At 70.1% G+C, this 15,056-nt stretch carries 15 protein-coding genes and 1 pseudogene; 7 read left to right on the top strand and 9 right to left on the bottom strand.

Going from position 1 to position 15,056, the window contains the following annotated elements:
• The first annotated feature begins 96 nt into the window (after window positions 1–96).
• The gene (budC, locus tag MU852_RS15830; protein ID WP_249750358.1) at window positions 97–867 is read left to right on the top strand and encodes a meso-2,3-butanediol dehydrogenase; all 771 of its coding nucleotides are present in this window, start codon (window positions 97–99) and stop codon (window positions 865–867) included.
• Here the strand turns inward: budC and MU852_RS15825 are convergent, their stop codons facing one another.
• Window positions 868–1,734 (bottom strand): 50S ribosomal protein L11 methyltransferase, encoded by an 867-nt coding sequence (locus tag MU852_RS15825; RefSeq protein WP_249750357.1) that lies wholly within the window; start codon window positions 1,732–1,734, stop codon window positions 868–870.
• A gap of 93 nt (window positions 1,735–1,827) precedes the next feature.
• On the opposite strand from MU852_RS15825, the gene MU852_RS15820 reads away from it, so the two are divergent.
• The 4 genes and pseudogenes from MU852_RS15820 (at window position 1,828) to ligD (MU852_RS15805) (ending at window position 5,082) form a co-directional block, all read left to right on the top strand.
• The gene (locus MU852_RS15820; RefSeq protein ID WP_249750356.1) at window positions 1,828–2,415 is read left to right on the top strand and encodes a hypothetical protein; all 588 of its coding nucleotides are present in this window, start codon (window positions 1,828–1,830) and stop codon (window positions 2,413–2,415) included.
• Between the two features lie 114 nt (window positions 2,416–2,529).
• Window positions 2,530–2,961 (top strand): annotated as a pseudogene (locus tag MU852_RS15815) (DNA polymerase ligase N-terminal domain-containing protein); the annotation flags it as partial.
• 304 nt (window positions 2,962–3,265) lie between these two features.
• Window positions 3,266–4,207 (top strand): non-homologous end-joining DNA ligase, encoded by a 942-nt coding sequence (ligD, locus tag MU852_RS15810; RefSeq protein ID WP_249750355.1) that lies wholly within the window; start codon window positions 3,266–3,268, stop codon window positions 4,205–4,207.
• Window positions 4,204–5,082, top strand: coding sequence for a non-homologous end-joining DNA ligase (ligD, locus tag MU852_RS15805; protein WP_249750354.1), 879 nt, complete (start codon window positions 4,204–4,206; stop codon window positions 5,080–5,082). Before ligD (MU852_RS15810) ends, ligD (MU852_RS15805) begins: the two co-directional genes overlap by 4 nt.
• Window positions 5,083–5,092: 10 nt before the next feature.
• On the opposite strand, the gene MU852_RS15800 is transcribed toward ligD (MU852_RS15805), so the two are convergent.
• Both MU852_RS15800 and MU852_RS15795 read right to left on the bottom strand, forming a co-directional pair.
• The gene (locus MU852_RS15800; protein ID WP_249750353.1) at window positions 5,093–5,692 is read right to left on the bottom strand and encodes a LysR substrate-binding domain-containing protein; all 600 of its coding nucleotides are present in this window, start codon (window positions 5,690–5,692) and stop codon (window positions 5,093–5,095) included.
• The gene (locus MU852_RS15795; RefSeq protein WP_249750352.1) at window positions 5,689–6,000 is read right to left on the bottom strand and encodes a LysR family transcriptional regulator; all 312 of its coding nucleotides are present in this window, start codon (window positions 5,998–6,000) and stop codon (window positions 5,689–5,691) included. The genes MU852_RS15800 and MU852_RS15795 overlap by 4 nt, the downstream gene beginning before the upstream one ends.
• Between MU852_RS15795 and MU852_RS15790 the strand changes: the two genes are divergently transcribed.
• Entirely contained in the window at window positions 5,999–7,120 is a 1,122-nt protein-coding gene (locus tag MU852_RS15790) for an aldo/keto reductase (RefSeq protein ID WP_249750351.1), read from the top strand. The genes MU852_RS15795 and MU852_RS15790 overlap by 2 nt on opposite strands.
• 26 nt (window positions 7,121–7,146) lie before the next feature.
• Window positions 7,147–8,316, top strand: a complete 1,170-nt coding sequence (locus tag MU852_RS15785) for an MFS transporter (RefSeq protein ID WP_249750350.1) — start codon at window positions 7,147–7,149, stop codon at window positions 8,314–8,316.
• On the opposite strand, the gene ku is transcribed toward MU852_RS15785, so the two are convergent.
• Genes ku through MU852_RS17580 form a run of 6 tightly spaced genes read right to left on the bottom strand, consistent with a single transcriptional unit; the run spans window position 8,317 to window position 14,893 of the window.
• Window positions 8,317–9,195: a non-homologous end joining protein Ku gene (gene ku, locus MU852_RS15780; protein WP_249750349.1), complete on the bottom strand. Its 879-nt coding sequence runs from the start codon at window positions 9,193–9,195 to the stop codon at window positions 8,317–8,319.
• A gap of 58 nt (window positions 9,196–9,253) precedes the next feature.
• Window positions 9,254–11,695, bottom strand: coding sequence for an error-prone DNA polymerase (locus tag MU852_RS15775; RefSeq protein WP_249750348.1), 2,442 nt, complete (start codon window positions 11,693–11,695; stop codon window positions 9,254–9,256).
• Window positions 11,692–12,183 (bottom strand): PHP domain-containing protein, encoded by a 492-nt coding sequence (locus MU852_RS15770; RefSeq protein ID WP_249750347.1) that lies wholly within the window; start codon window positions 12,181–12,183, stop codon window positions 11,692–11,694. The genes MU852_RS15775 and MU852_RS15770 overlap by 4 nt, the downstream gene beginning before the upstream one ends.
• On the bottom strand, window positions 12,132–13,022 hold the full coding sequence (locus MU852_RS15765; RefSeq protein ID WP_249750346.1) for a PHP domain-containing protein: 891 nt from the start codon (window positions 13,020–13,022) through the stop codon (window positions 12,132–12,134). The genes MU852_RS15770 and MU852_RS15765 overlap by 52 nt, the downstream gene beginning before the upstream one ends.
• 4 nt (window positions 13,023–13,026) lie before the next feature.
• On the bottom strand, window positions 13,027–14,196 hold the full coding sequence (locus MU852_RS15760) for a Y-family DNA polymerase (protein WP_249750345.1): 1,170 nt from the start codon (window positions 14,194–14,196) through the stop codon (window positions 13,027–13,029).
• The gene (locus MU852_RS17580; protein ID WP_283843670.1) at window positions 14,087–14,893 is read right to left on the bottom strand and encodes an ImuA family protein; all 807 of its coding nucleotides are present in this window, start codon (window positions 14,891–14,893) and stop codon (window positions 14,087–14,089) included. Before MU852_RS17580 ends, MU852_RS15760 begins: the two co-directional genes overlap by 110 nt.
• Window positions 14,894–15,056: the final 163 nt, after the last annotated feature.

Below are 15,056 nucleotides of genomic sequence, written 5' to 3'. Positions count from 1 at the left end.
TCAACCCGTCGCGGGGCGATCAAAATCTGCTGATGGAACGGGGCGGCGGCGGTCCGGTTGTGCCCGCAACCCCCGATGCAGCAAAAGGAGCACAGCATGAGCCGCTTTTCAGGAAAGACCGTGATCGTCACCGGCGGCGGGTCCGGCATCGGTCAGGCCGCCGTCCGCCGCTTCGCCGGCGAGGGCGCCAACGTCCTGGCCGCCGACCGGGACGAGGACGGCCTGGCCGAGACCCTGTCCGGCCTGGACACCTCCCGCGTGATCACCCGGATCGTCGACGTCTCGCGTCAGGACGACGTCGAGGGCATGGTCCAGGCCGCCGTCGATCGCTTCGGCGCCCTGGACGTCATCCACAACAACGCTGGCGTCGGGTGCGACGGCACGGTGCAGACCATGACGCTGGACGACTATCGCAAGGTCATGGCCATCAATGTCGACGGCGTGCTGTACGGTTGCCGCGCCGCCTATCCTCACCTGAAGAAGAGCCGCGGCTGCATCGTCAACACCGCCTCGATCTCCGGTCTGGGCGGCGACAGCCAGATGCTGGGCTACAATATCTCGAAGGGCGCCGTGGCCAATCTCACCCGCGCCCTGGCCCGCGACAGCGGCAAGGACGGCGTTCGCGTCAACGCCGTCGCGCCCACCCTGGTCCACACCGGCATGACCGCCGAGATGGAGGACGACAAGGCGCTGATGCAGGAGTTCGCCAAGCTGATCCCTATGGGTCGCGGCGCCCAGCCCGAGGAGATCGCCGCCGTCGTCGCCTTCCTGGCCAGCGACGACGCCAGCTTCGTGCACGGCCATGTGCTGTCGGTGGACGGCGGCCTGGCCGCCTCGACCGGCCAGCCGGACTTCAGCCTGTTCTGATCACGCCATCCGGCGCAGCACCAGGGCGCTCCAGGCGTCGTGGCGAATGCGCTTTTCCAGCCGGAACCCGCGCGAGGCGTAGGCCGCCGTCACCCGGCGCTCCTGCGTCCGCAGCAGGCCCGACAGGATGGCCACGCCGCCCAGGTTCAGCGCCATCTTGATATCCTGCGACAGGGCCACCAGCGGCGGCGCCAGGATGTTGGCGAACACCAGGTCGTAGGGGCCGTGCCGGCGCACCCGCTGGTCGTTCAGGCCCGAGGCGTGGACGAAGGACGCCTTGGCCGCGTTCAGTTGCGCGTTCTCGTTGGCGATCCGCACCGAGGGCGCGTCGATGTCGGTGCCGACCGCCACGCGGCTGCCGGTGCGCGCGGCGGCGATGGCCAGCACGCCCGTGCCGCATCCGACATCCAGCACCCGTTCGAACCGCTCGCGCTTCAGCAGGTCGTCGAACGCCTCCAGGCAGCCGACGGTGGTGCCGTGGTGGCCGGTGCCGAAGGCGGCGCCGGCGTCGATCTTCAGGGCCACCGCGTTGGGCGGCACCCGCCCCTCGTCATGGGCGCCATAGACGAAGAACCGCCCCGCCCGCACCGGCGGCAATCCCGACAGGGACATGGCCAGCCAGTCGGCGTCCGCCAGCTTCTCGACCGAGACGGTGACGGGGTGATCGGCCAGCCGCGCCTTCAGGCCCTCCACCTCGTCTTGCGAGGTCGGAAAGGCGTCGATGCGCCAGATGTTGCGGTCCTCGTCCTCCTCCAGGATGGAATAGGTCGCGCCTTCCAGCAGCGGATCGGCGTCGATGGCGGCGGCGGCGGCCTCGGCGGCGGCGCGCGGACCGCGCGCGATTAACTGAATTGCGGACTCGGACATTTCTCAAACACCGCTATCATGGCGAATCGTTGCGGCCCGGCGCTTTCGCCTGAACCACGCCGCGTCGTCTAAACCGAGGGGTCGGGGAAATACATGGCTAAAGCACCGTCTACGTCGAAACCCGCCGCCGCCAAGCCGGCGGCCGCGAAAAAGCCCGCCGCGCCGAAGGCCGCCGCCGCCAAGACGCCCAAGCCTGTGACGGCCAAGGCTCCGGCCGCCGCGAAGGCGGCGCCCAAGACGACCGCGCCAAAGACGACCGCTCCCAAGACCGCCGCTTCGAAGACGGCGACCAAGACCGCCGTCGCCAAGACCGCTCCGGTCAAGTCGGCCGCGCCGAAAACCGCTGAAGCGAAGGCGCCGGCCGTCAAGACCGCCGCCCCGAAGGCCGCGGCCCCGAAGCCGGCCGCTGCGAAGGCCGCCGCCCCCAAGCCCGCCGTCAAGGCCCCGGCCGCCAAGACGACCGCCTCGAAGCCCTCGGCGCCCAAGGCCGCGGCGCCGAAGCCTGCGCCCGCCCCCAAGGCTGCGGCTCCCGAGCCCGCCGCCGCCGCCGCGGTTGCGCCCAAGCCGGAACCGGTCGCCGCGGCCAAGCCCGCGCCGGCCCCGACGGCCGCCCCGGCGCCCGCCGCCGAGAGCAAGGGCTTCTTCGCCAAGTTCGGCGACCTCATCTTCGGCAAGCGCTGACCCAACACTGAACCCAGTCGCAGGATCGCCGGACGGGCCGCCCGTCCGGCGATTTTCGTTTGGGCCCTCTCGCGCCCTTCATGCGTTCATGGCGACGCTGAAGGAGGTACGGCCATGCGCGGCGAACTCGACACCTATCGCGGCAAGCGCGACTTCGAGAGCACGCCCGAGCCGCGCGGCCGCAAGGGTCGCTCCAATCGGGGCCGGCTGCGCTATCTGATCCAGCGACACGCCGCGACGCGTCTTCACTACGATTTCCGCATCGAATGGGACGGCGTGCTCAAGTCCTGGGCGGTCACCAAGGCGCCGTCGCGCGACCCGTCCGTCAAGCGGCTGGCGGTCGAGGTCGAGGACCATCCCCTCGACTACGGCGACTTCGAAGGGACCATTCCCGGCGGCGCCTACGGGGCCGGCACGGTGCAGATGTGGGACACGGGAACCTGGACCCCCCAGGACGAGGATGTCGAGGCCGCCTTCAGAAAGGGCGTCCTGAAATTGACGCTGGACGGCGAGCGCCTGAAGGGCGGGTGGGCGCTGGTGCGGCTGAAATCCGATCGCGGCAAGCCGTCGAAGCGCAACAACTGGCTGCTGCTGAAGGAAAAGGACGACCAGGCCGTCGAGGGCGAGGGCGACGCCCTGGCCGAGATCGATGCGTCGATCACCACCGGCCGCTCGATGGCCGAGATCGCCGGGGTGCGTCTCGCTGGACCCGCTCGCGGCCCACCACGCGCAAGGCCCCGCCCAAGCCCAAGCCGACCCGCGCCGCCGCCTCCAGCTCGTCCCGACCCCGCGCCTTCACGCCCCTGCAGTTCGCCAAGGTGGTCGACCATCCCCCGGCGGCGCCGGTTGGGTGCACGAGATCAAGTTCGACGGCTATCGCATCCAGATCGCGGTCGGCGGCGGCCAGGCGGTCCTGCGCACGCGCAGCGGTCTGGACTGGACCGATCGGTTTCCCGCCCTGGCCGCCCAGGCCGCGACCTGGCCGGATGGCGTGATCGACGGCGAACTGTGCGCGCTGGACGCCGACCACACCCCCGACTTCTCCGCCCTCCAGGCCGCCATATCGGACGGCAAGACCGACAGCCTGGTCTATTTCGCCTTCGACCTGCTGTTCGAGGGGGACGAGGATCTTCGCGCCAAGCCCCTGTCGCATCGCAAGGCGCGCCTGCAGGCCTATTGCGACCGCGTCGGCAAGGCCGGTCCGAACCTGCGTTTCGTCGACCATTTCGCCTCCTCCGGCGAGGCGGTCCTGCTCAGCGCCTGCCGCATGGACCTGGAAGGGGTCATCTCCAAGAGGCTGGACGCGCCCTACAAGGCCGGCCGCACTGTCACCTGGGTCAAGTCCAAATGCCGGGGCCGCGATGAGGTCGTGATCGGCGGCTGGTCGTCCGAGGGCGGGTCGCGGCTGCGCTCCCTGTTGGTCGGGGTGAAGGACAAGGGCGGGCTGCGTTACATGGGTCGCGTCGGCACCGGCTTCTCGGCCGCCCTGACCAAGACCCTGCTGCCCGCCCTCAAGAAGGCCGCCGCGGACGAGAGCCCCTTCGCCGGCAAGGCCGCGCCCAAGGGCGGTCGCGACATCCACTGGCTGAAACCCGTCCTGGTGGCCGAGATCGAACACGCCGGCCTGACCGAGGCCGGCTCGGTCCGCCAGGCCTCCTACAAGGGCCTGCGCGAGGACAAGGCGGCGCGCGAGGTGACGGCCCAACCCCAGCCCCCGCGTCCGCCCCGACGGCGGCGAAGGCCGCGAAGGCTCCGGCGCCGCGCGGCGGCAAGGTCGTGGTGGCCGGCGTGACCCTGTCCCACCCGGACAAGGTGTTGTGGCCGGCCCAGGGCGGCCGGCCGGCGGTCACCAAGGCCGACCTGGCCCGCTATTACGAGGCGGCCGCCCCGCGCCTTCTGACCCACGTCGCCCAGCGGCCGGTGTCGATCGTGCGCGCGCCCGAGGGGATCGACGGCGAGCGCTTCTTCCAGCGTCACGCCATGCCGGGCCACAGTCCCCGCCTTGCGTTGATCGACGTCAAGGAACGCAAGCCCTACGTCGGCGTCTCCGACGCGGGCGGCCTGGTCGCCATCGGCCAATCCGGCGGACTGGAGCTTCATCCGTGGGGTTGCCGTCCCGGGGACCCCGAAACGCCCGACCAGATCACCTTTGATCTGGACCCGGACGAGGGCCTGGACTTCGGCGACGTCATCGCCGCCGCACGGATGCTGAAACCCTATCTGGAGGGCCTGGGCCTGACGCCCTTCGTCAAGACGACCGGCGGCAAGGGCCTGCACGTCGTCGTCCCGATCAAGTCCGACAGCCGCAGCCGCGTCGAATGGGACCAGGCCAAGGCCTTCGCCAAGGCGGTGTCGGAGGCCATGCGCAAGGACCATCCCGAGCGCTTCACCACCACCCTGGCCAAGAAGGCGCGCGGCGGAAAGATCTTCCTCGACTATCTCCGCAACGGCCGCATGGCCACCGCCGTCGCCCCCTGGTCGCCGCGCGCCCGGCCGGGCGCGACCATCGCCTTCCCCCTGTCGTGGGGACAGGTGAAGGCGGGCCTGGATCCCCGCGCCTACACCATCGCCGACGCCGCCGCCCTGCTGAAGAAGCCCGATCCCTGGAAGGACTTTCGCAAGGCCGAGGCCTCGCTGAAGCCGGCCCTCAAGAAGATGGGTCTCTAGCCAGGCCCCGTCACCTCAGCCGTTCGACCAGGAAATCGACGAACACCCGCACCCGCGCCGGCGTGTTGGCGCCGCCGACGAAGACGGCGTGGATCGGCTCCCGGTCGCCGGGATTGAACGCCTCCAGCAGCGGCACGAGGCGGCCCTCGGCGATGGCGTCGCCGACGCTGAAATGCCCGACGCGGGTCACGCCGACACCCGCCAGCGCCAGTTGGGTCAGGGTCTCGCCGTTGTTGGCCTCCACCGGCCCGTGCACCGTCAGGGCGTAGTCGCGCCCGTCCTTGCGGAACGGCCAGACCGGCTCGGCCCGGCGGAAGTTGAAGTTCAGGCAGTCGTGGTCGTGCAGGTCCTCGGGCGTGCGCGGCGTCCCCTTGCGCGCCAGATAGTCCGGCGAGGCCACGATGGTCCGCCCCGTCTCGCCCAGGCGCCGGGCGGTCAGAGGACTGTCGGCCAGCGGCCCGAACCGGATCGCCACGTCCGCCTGCCCCGCCGCCACATCGACCACCGTATCGGTCAGGTTGATGTCCACCAGGATGTGCGGATAGCGCCGCACGAACGCGCCCAGCAGCGGCACCACCTGTTGGCGGCCGTGCGCCAGCGCCGCGCTCACCCGCAGCCGCCCCTCGGCGCCCCCTGGTCGGCGACGCCCTGTTCGGCGTCGTCCAGGTCGGCCAGGATGCGCCGCGCGGCGGCCAGATAGGCCTGGCCTTCCGCCGTCAGGGCCAGGGCGCGGGTCGTGCGCAGCATCAGGCGCACCCCCAGCCGCGCCTCGATCCGGTCCACGGTCCGGCTGACCGCCGACGGCGTCAGGCCCAGCCTTCGTCCGGCCGCCGAGAAGCTGCCGCCGGCCGCCACCGCCGCGAACACCTCCATCTCTCGCGCGCGGTCCGCGCCTGACGCCTGCATCTTTGCGTTCATGTCAAAAATCCTTGGCCTGCCGACGCCCTACCCCGGCGTCGTCTCCCCGTCCATCTGTGCGTCGCACCGGATCGAAAGGGATTGTCATGGAATATCGTCAACTGGGCGCATCGGGCCTGCGCGTGCCGGCCCTCAGCTTCGGCGCGGGGACCTTCGGCGGCTCCGGCCCCTGTTCGGGGCCTGGGGAAACAGCGACGCGGCTGAGGCGCGCAAACTGGTCGACATCTGCCTGGAGGCCGGGGTCACCCTGTTCGATACGGCCGACGTCTATTCCGACGGCGCTTCGGAAGAGGTGCTGGGCCAGGCGATCCAGGGCCGCCGCGACGCCGTCCTGATATCGACCAAGACCGGCCTGCCGACGGGCGACGGCCCCGGCGACTGGGGCGTGTCGCGCGACCGCCTGATCCGCGCGGTGGAGGCCGCCCTGCGCCGCCTGGGGACCGACCGCATCGACATCCTGCAACTGCACGCCTTCGACGCCTCGACCCCGGTCGAGGAGTTGCTGTCCACGCTCGACGTCCTGGTCCGCGCGGGCAAGGTGCGCCACGCGGGCGTCTCCAACTATCCCGGCTGGGCGCTGATGAAGGGTCTGGCCGCCGCCGAGCGCCACGGCTGGCCGCGCTTCGTGGCCCACCAGGTCTATTATTCGCTGATCGGCCGCGCCTATGAGGCCGACCTGATGCCCCTGGCCGCCGACCAGGGGGTCGGCGCTCTGGTCTGGAGCCCGCTGGGCTGGGGCCGCCTGACCGGCAAGATCCGTCGCGACGCGCCGATCCCAGAGGGCAGCCGCCTGCACGAGACGGCCCAGTTCGCCCCGCCGGTGGACGACGAACACCTTTATCGCGTCGTCGATGCGCTGGACGCCGTCGCGGCCGAGACGGGCAAGACCGTGCCCCAGGTGGCGATCAACTGGCTGCTGCGTCGCCCGACCGTCGCCTCGGTCATCATCGGCGCCCGCAACGAGGATCAGCTGCGCCAGAACCTGGGCGCGGTGGGCTGGAGCCTGACGCCCGAACAGGTCGCCGTCCTCGACGCCGCCAGCGACGTCATGCCCGCCTACCCCCACGCCCCCTATCGCCAGCAGGAAGGGTTCGCCCGCCTGAACCCGCCGCTGGTCTGACCGCCCCAAGTCGAAGGCCTCCTCCCATGAAACTCAATCCTCCCCTGCTGGCGCTGGCCGCCGGCGCCTTCGGCATCGGCGTGACCGAATTCGCGCCGATGGGCCTGTTGCCCGTCATCGCCACGGACCTGGGCGTGTCGATCCCCTCGGCCGGCCTGTTGATCAGCGCCTATGCGCTGGGCGTCATGCTGGGCGCGCCCCTGATGACCCTGACCACGGGCCGCGTGCCGCGCCGAACCCTGCTGATCGGACTGGCGGTCATCTTCACCGCGGGCAATCTGCTGGCCGCCATATCGGACAGCTATGGGATGCTGCTGGCGGCGCGGGTCGTCACCTCGCTGAACCACGGCGCCTTCTTCGGCGTCGGCTCCATCGTCGCCGCCGGCCTGGTCCCGCCGAACCGCCAGGCGGGTGCGGTCGCCGCCATGTTCATGGGCCTGACCATCGCCAATGTCGTGGGCGTGCCGCTGGCGACCTGGGCCGGGGACGCGCTGGGCTGGCGCGCCAGCTTCTGGGGCATCGCCGGCGTCGGCGTGATCGTCATCGCCGCCCTGCGCCTGACCCTGCCGAACCTGCCCGCTCCGTCCGGGGGCGACGGGATCGCCGAGCTTCGCGCCCTGGGGCGCGGCCCGGTCCTGGCCGCCCTGGCCCTGACGGTGATCGGCTCCAGCGCCATGTTCACCGTCTTCACCTATATCGCGCCGATCCTGCGCGACGCGACCCACGCCTCGGTCGGCTTCATCACCGCCATGCTGGTGACTTACGGCCTGGGCCTGACCGTCGGCAACTGGCTGGGCGGAAAGTTCGCCGACCGCTCGGTCGATCGGACCCTGATCGTCACCCTGGCGAGCTTGTCGGCCATCCTGATCGCCTTCGCGTTCGCCATGCCCTTCGCGATTCCGACGTCGGTCCTGGTCTTCCTGTGGGGCGTGGCCAGCTTCGCCCTGGTGCCCCCGCTGCAGGTGCGGGTCATGGCCGCCGCCTCGGACGCGCCGAACCTGGCGTCTTCGGTCAACATCGGCGCCTTCAACCTGGGCAACGCCATCGGTGCGGCCTTGGGCGGCGCGGTCATCGCCGGCGGCCTGGGCTATCCGGCCGTGTCCCTGGCCGGGGCCGGCGCCGCGGGCCTGGGCCTGCTGCTGGTGCTGGTCCTTGCGCGCCGCGGCGCGTCGACGCCGGTCCCGGCGGCCGGCTGATCAGGCCGCCGTCTTTCGGGTCGTCTTCTTCGCAGGGGTCTTGCTGGCCGTCGTCGCGCTTTTCTTGGCGGCGGCCTTCTTCGCCGGGGCCTTCTTGGCGCCGCCGGCCGACCCTTTCAGGCTGGCGCGAAGCGCCTCCATCAGGTCGATGACGTTGGTGTCCTCGGGCTCTGGCGCGGCGACCACGCCCTGCCCCTTCTGTTTGGCCTTGATCATCTCGCGCAGGGCGTCGTCGTAGCGATCCTTGAATCCCGAGGGATCGAAGTCGGCGTCCTTCTGGGCGATGATGCGTGCGGCGATCTCGACCATGTCCTTGTCCGCCTTCACCGTGGGGATGCCGTCGAAGAATTCATCGGCGTCGCGCACCTCGTCGTGCGGTCGCAGGGAATAGGCCACCAGCCCCTTGCCGTGCACCTCCAGCGCCAGCTGCCGCTCGCGTCCGCGCAGGACCAGGCAGCCGATGGCGATCTTGCCCGCCTTCTTCATCGCGTCGCGGATCACCGCGAACGCCTCGGCGCCGGCGCCCTTCTCGGGCACGACGAAGAAGGGGTCGTCCCAATACAGGCGATCGATCTCCTTCTCGTCGACGAACTGGTCGATCGAGATCGTCTTGGTGCTTTCCAGCCGCACCTGCTCGAAGTCGGCGTCGTCGAACAGGACGTATTCGTCCTTGGACACCTCATAGCCCTTGACCAGGTCCGAGCGCTCGACCGGCCCCGTGTCCGGATCCGTCGGCACCATGCGGATGCGGTTGTTGGTCTCGGGATTGATCAGATGGAAGCTGACGTGGCTGGACGACGCCGTCGCCGTGTACATGGCGACCGGACAACTCACCAACGACAGCTTCAGATGCCCCTGCCAGGTAGGACGCGCGGCCATGACGATTCTCCTTCGTCGCCACAACGTCATTCCGCGGCCAAGGTTCAGAGGCGCGGGCTCAGTGGAAGTCGCGCGACCCTGGCAGGATGCGCACGTCGCGCGGATGGCGGCCGGTCGGCGACCGCGGCGCCTGCGGGTATTTCACCGCATCCGCCCGCGACAGTTCGACCTGAAGGTCATAGTCCTCCGACAACCGCCTGAGCTCGGCCGAACGGTCGAAGACGCGCCGGACCATGACGTGCAGCACGCCCTCGACGCTCTTCTCGACCGTGCCCTCCACCTCCATCAGCCGCGCGGCCATGACCTCGCGCCGGAAGGTCTCGAACAGCCGCGCCCACAGCAGGGCGTTCACCACTCCCGTCTCGTCCTCCATCGTCACGAAGATGGCGTTGCCGGTCCCCGGCCGCTGCCGCACCAGCACCACCCCGGCCGTGCGCACCAGCCGCCCGTGCTTCTGGGCATTGACCTCTTCGGCGCTCAGCACCCCCTCGGCCCGGAACACCGGCCGCAGGATCTGCATCGGATGGCCCTTCAGCGACAGGCGCGTGGTCTGATAGTCGGTGGCGATATGCTCCTTCAGCGGCATCAGCGGCAGGTTCGCCGCCGCCTCGACGCCCAGTTCCCTGGCGCCGTTCTTCACGGAATTGGCGGCCTGGAACAGCGGCAGCGGCTCGTCGTCCGGCAGGCGCCGCACCGCCCACAGCCCCTCGCGACGATCCAGGCCCAGCGACCGGAACGCATCCGCGTCGGCCAGCTTGCGCATCGCCGCCGCCTCCAGCCCCGTCCGCCGCGCCATCTCCTCGACATCGGAGAAACCGTCGCCGCGCGCCTCCGCCAGCTTCACGGCCCAATCCTCCCTGAACCCGTCGATCTGCCGCAGCCCCAGCCGCAGCGCCAGGCCGCGCGCGCCGGGTTCCAGCGTGTTGTCCCAGACGCTGTGGTTCACGTCGATCGCCCGCACCTCGACCTTCTGCGGGCTCTCCTGCGCATCCCGCACCAGTTGCGCCGGCGCATAGAAGCCCATCGGCTGGCTGTTCAGCAGCGCGCAGGCGAACACCGCCGGATGATGGCATTTGATCCACGACGAGATGTACACTAGCTTGGCGAACGACACCGCGTGGCTCTCGGGAAAGCCGTAGGAGCCGAAGCCCTTGATCTGCTCGAAACAGTTGCGCGCGAAGTTGGGGTCGTAGCCGCGCTCGATCATGCGATTGACCATTCGGTCTTCGTACTTCCAGAGATTGCCGTCCCCTCTGAAAGTCCCCATCGCTTTGCGCAGGCCGTTGGCCTCACCGGATGAAAACTCAGCCGCGACCATAGCCACCTTCATCGCGTGTTCCTGAAACAGCGGAACACCGAGCGTTTTCCAAAGAATCGCCTTCAACTCATCGGGATCATGCGGCGGCTTCGGCCCAGCGTAATCCGGCTCCTCGAGCCCCTGCCGTCTTCGGAGATAGGGGTGGACCATGTTTCCTTGGATTGGCCCGGGCCTGACGATCGCGACCTGTATCGCCAGGTCGTAGAATTCAGCGGGCTTCAGTCTCGGCAGCATGTTTATCTGCGCCCGGCTCTCCACCTGAAAAACGCCGATTGAGCGCCCCTCCTGGAGCATCCGGTAAACGTCCGGGTCTTCGTCTTCGAAGGAATCCAACTCCAAGCGTCGAGCATGATGCTCATGGATCAGGTCGAACGCCTTTCTGATGCAGGTCAGCATCCCCAGCGCCAGTACATCGACCTTCATCAATCGCAGTGCGTCGATGTCGTCCTTGTCCCATTCGATGAAGGTGCGGTTCGGCATGGCCGCATTCCCGATGGGGACCAGTTCATCCAACCGGTCCTGGGTCAGGACAAATCCGCCGACGTGCTGGGACAGATGTCGCGGAAACTCCAACAGACGCCGGGTCATGGCGACAGCACGGGTCACCGTCAGATTTCCGACCTCAAGCCCGGCCTGTTCCAGGTGTCGATCGGGAATGTCCGATCCAAAGCTGCCCCATTGGCTTCCCGCCAGACGGGCCGTGATATCCTCGGTCAGTCCCATGACCTTACCGACTTCGCGAATGGCGCTGCGTGGACGGTATCTGATCACGGTCGCGGCGATGCCGGCGCGGTGACGGCCATATCGCTTGTAGATGTGCTGGATGACCTCCTCGCGTCGCTCGTGCTCGAAATCGACGTCTATGTCAGGCGGCTCGTTCCGATCCGTCGACAGGAACCGCTCGAACAGCACATCGTGCTTGCTGGGATCGACCGAGGTGATCCCCAAAACATAGCAGACGGCCGAGTTCGCCGCCGACCCGCGGCCCTGGCAAAGGATGCCTTCCTTGTTTGCGTAACGAACGATGTCGTGAATCGTAAGAAAGTAGTGAGCCAGTTCGCCGTCAGCGATGAAAGCCAGTTCCTTATCTAGAATATCCCGAACCTTGCCGGGCACGCCTTCCGGATACTTCCGCTGCTCATAGGCAGCCACCAGTTCGACCAGGCGATCTTGCGCCGTCATGTTTGGGGGACCGGCTCTTCGGGGTAGTTGTAGCGAAGATCCCCCAGATCGAACGCCACGCGCGCCAGGAAGTCCTGCGTCTCGGCCACCGCCTCGGGCGCATCGGCGAACAGGCGCGCCATCTCCTGGGCCGGCTTCAGATGGCGTTCGGCGTTCTGGTCCAGACGGCGCCCGGCGGTTTCCAGCGTCACGCCCTCGCGGATGCAGGTGACGACATCCTGCAGGTCGCGCTGCTCGGCGTCGTGATAGAGCACGTCGTTGACCGCCAGCAGCGGCGTGCCCGTCGCCGCGCCCAGCGCCTTCAGCCGCGCCAGCCGACGCCGGTCGTCGCCCGTTCGGCGCATGGCGACGCCCAGCCAGACGGCGCCGGGCGCCGCCGCGTTCACCTGGCGCAGCACCGCTTCCAGCCCGTCCAGCCGGCGCGGCGGCGTCACGATCAGCAGCAGCCCCTCCGGCGCCCGCAGCAGATCGGAAGGCCGATCTCGCACTGGCCCTTCTTCGCCCGGCGGTTGCCCAGCGTCAGCAGGCGGCACAGCCCCGCCCAGCCCTGCCGGTCCTCGGGATAGGCCAGGATGTCCGGCGTCCCGTCGTTGAACCGCAGCCGCGCGCCCAGGATCAGCTTGAAGGCCTTGGCGCGCGCCTTCACCATTTCCCGGTCGATGTGCTGGAACTCGGGATCCTCGACCCAGACGAACTCGCCCGGGCCGCCCCCTTCCCGCTTCTTCTCGGGGGCCCAGCCCTCCTCCCGGAAGTCCCTCAGCGCGCTCCAGGCCCGCACCACGCCGGCCAGGGTGTTGCGATCCGCCAGCCCCAGTCCCGTGTGCCCGCGCAGGATGGCGCTCAGCACCAGGTGCTTCGGATGCGACGCCCCCTCCAGGAAGGAGAAGTTGCTGCGCGCCGCCAGTTCGGCGTAGGCGGTCATGCGAAGACGCCGTGGACGAACCAGCGCGGCGCCGGCTCCTCGCCGTAAGCCGGAGCGGAACAGCCAGAAGCGGCGGCCCTCCTGGTCCTCGACCCGGTAATAGTCGCGCGTCGGCTCAAGCGGCGTCTCCAGCCGCCGCCACCATTCGGGGGCGATGCGCTCGGGCCCTTCGACGCGCACCAGGCGGTGATCCAAGCGTCGCCAGATGAAGCGGTTCGGCGGATGATCCGGCACCTCGGCCGTGGCCAGAACCGGCTGGGGCGGATCGAACACCTGCAGCGGCCGCAGCGGCGGGTCGGCCGGGTCCGGTTCGGGCCACCCCTCTTCGGCCCGCACCGGCAGGGCGGCGGGCGCCAAGGCTGCAGGGATCAGGCGGACCGCGCGTTCCGGCCGGTGCGACGCCACCGGCTCAAACCGGCTGACGGCTTCCGGGCCCAGGCGGGCGGTCAGGCGGTCGACCAGCCGCCCCAGATCTTCCGCCCCCGGCGGGGTTTGCTCGAACCCCCGCTGGCGCGACGCCAGGCGGTCCGCGACCGGCACGGACGGACAGGCGCAGCTGGTCGAAGCCGAAGCCCGGGTCCAGCGGCCGCGCCAGCGCCGCCAGCCGTTCCTTGAACAGGCGCAGCACCCCGGCCGCGTCACGGCTGGGCCGGCCGGTGCGGACCGTGATGCGCCGCACCTCCCCGTCCACGCGGAAGAAGGCCGCCTGGAACGCGCGCCCGCCCTGGCCGCGCAGGTCCAGCCGGTCCATGGCCTCGGCCAGCAGGTCGCCGATCACCGCCTCGATGTCGGCCGTCTCGGTGATCGGCTCGACCAGAACCCGGTCGACCGACACCATCAGGGTCGGCCGTTCGGGCCGGATGCGCACGTCCTCACGCCCCAGCACCCGGTTCAGCCGCGTCGCCGCCGCCGCGCCGAACCGGGCGGCGATCGGCGCCGTGGGCCGGTCGTCCAACTGCGCCAGGGTCTTCAGGCCCGCACGGGACAGGGCCTGGGTCTCCTTGTCCGACAGCTCCAGCGCCGCCACCGGCAGGCGGCGCAGCGCCGCGCGCTGGCCTTCGCCCTGATGGATCCCGCCGCGACCGAACCGCGTCAGCGCCCGCGCCGCCTCGGGCGCGCCCGCCATCGCCGTGCGGATCGCCAGGCCGATCCCGCGCGCCCGCGCCTCGACCGCCTTCACCAACCCGGCCTCCCCGCCGAACAGATGGGCGCAACCGGTCACGTCCAGCGCCAGGCCGTCCGGCCCGTCGGTCGCCGCCATCGGGGTGAAACGGCCGAAATCCAGCAGCACCCGCTTCAGCAGCGCCGCATCCGCCTCGGGCCGGTGCGCGACCACGCGGATGTCGGGCGCCCGCGCCCGCGCGTCGGCCAGGGTCATTCCGGGCGACAGGCCCAGCCCCATCGCGCGCGGGTCCGCGGCCGCCAGCCGCAGCGCGCCCTTGACCTTTTCGACCAGGACGACGGCGGCCTCAGCCGAAGCGTCGGACTGCCCCTCCTCCCGCCGCAATCGATCGGTCGGCAGGAACGGAAACCACACCGCCAGATACCGCCGGCCGTTCGAGCCGTTCCTGCCCGCCATTCTGGAAGACTCCGCGCTCACGATTCCACTCCATGATCCAGGATCTCGGCTGCGCGCCCAGCCGATGCCGCAACAGTTCGACCTCGAAGGTCGGATGACCGGGCGCCTCGGCTTCCAGCGCCCGCGACGGGGCGGCCTTCACCCGCCACCGGCTCTCGGCCGCGCTGGGCTGGGGCGGGGCCGCCAGCCGCACCAGGACAGCCGTCGCCCGGCCCTGCGCCGCCGCCAGCGACAGCCGCCGGCTGGCCGTCAGGCTCATGGTCTTGGCCTCGCCCCACGCCGTCAGCAGCACCGCCCCGACCGCCCCGCAGGCCAGCGCCTCCTCCCCCGCCGCCAGCAGGTCCTTCGTCTCCTTGACCCGCACCAGCACCACCCGGTCGGGGTCCAGCCCCAGCTCGCGCAGCCCCGGCCCGTGGATGTGGCCCGTCTCCAGCCCCGCCATCGCCTGCACGCCCCACACCAGCGCCTTGTCCGGCGCCGCGCGTCGCGCCAGCCCCAGGGCGAAGCCCAGGGCCGCCGTCGCATCGGGCGTCGTCGCGGCATGAACCTCGTGCAGGGCATGGACCGCCAGTCCGCCCAGATGCCGGTCCGCCGCCTCGTGTCCCAGGTCGAAGCGCGCGGAATCGACCGGATGGCCGTCGGCCTCCAGCATCTTCAGGCGTTCGCGCAGGGCGTCGATGTCGCGGTCGGGCCGCACGTCAGTTCTCCTTTTGTTCTTATATGCCGCCTTCCCAACCCCGGGAGTCAAGCGGCGTTCCAGCTTGGCCATAGGAATTCATTCCGCGGCGACGACCGATCCGGAATACTTGACTTTTACGCAGGGACTTCTATATCGCCCCCAGCCTCGGGACAGGTCTGCG

The sequence above is a fragment of the Brevundimonas albigilva genome (genome assembly GCF_023503965.1).
Classification (GTDB): domain Bacteria; phylum Pseudomonadota; class Alphaproteobacteria; order Caulobacterales; family Caulobacteraceae; genus Brevundimonas; species Brevundimonas albigilva.
This window is presented reverse-complemented; position numbering and strand designations above follow the sequence as displayed.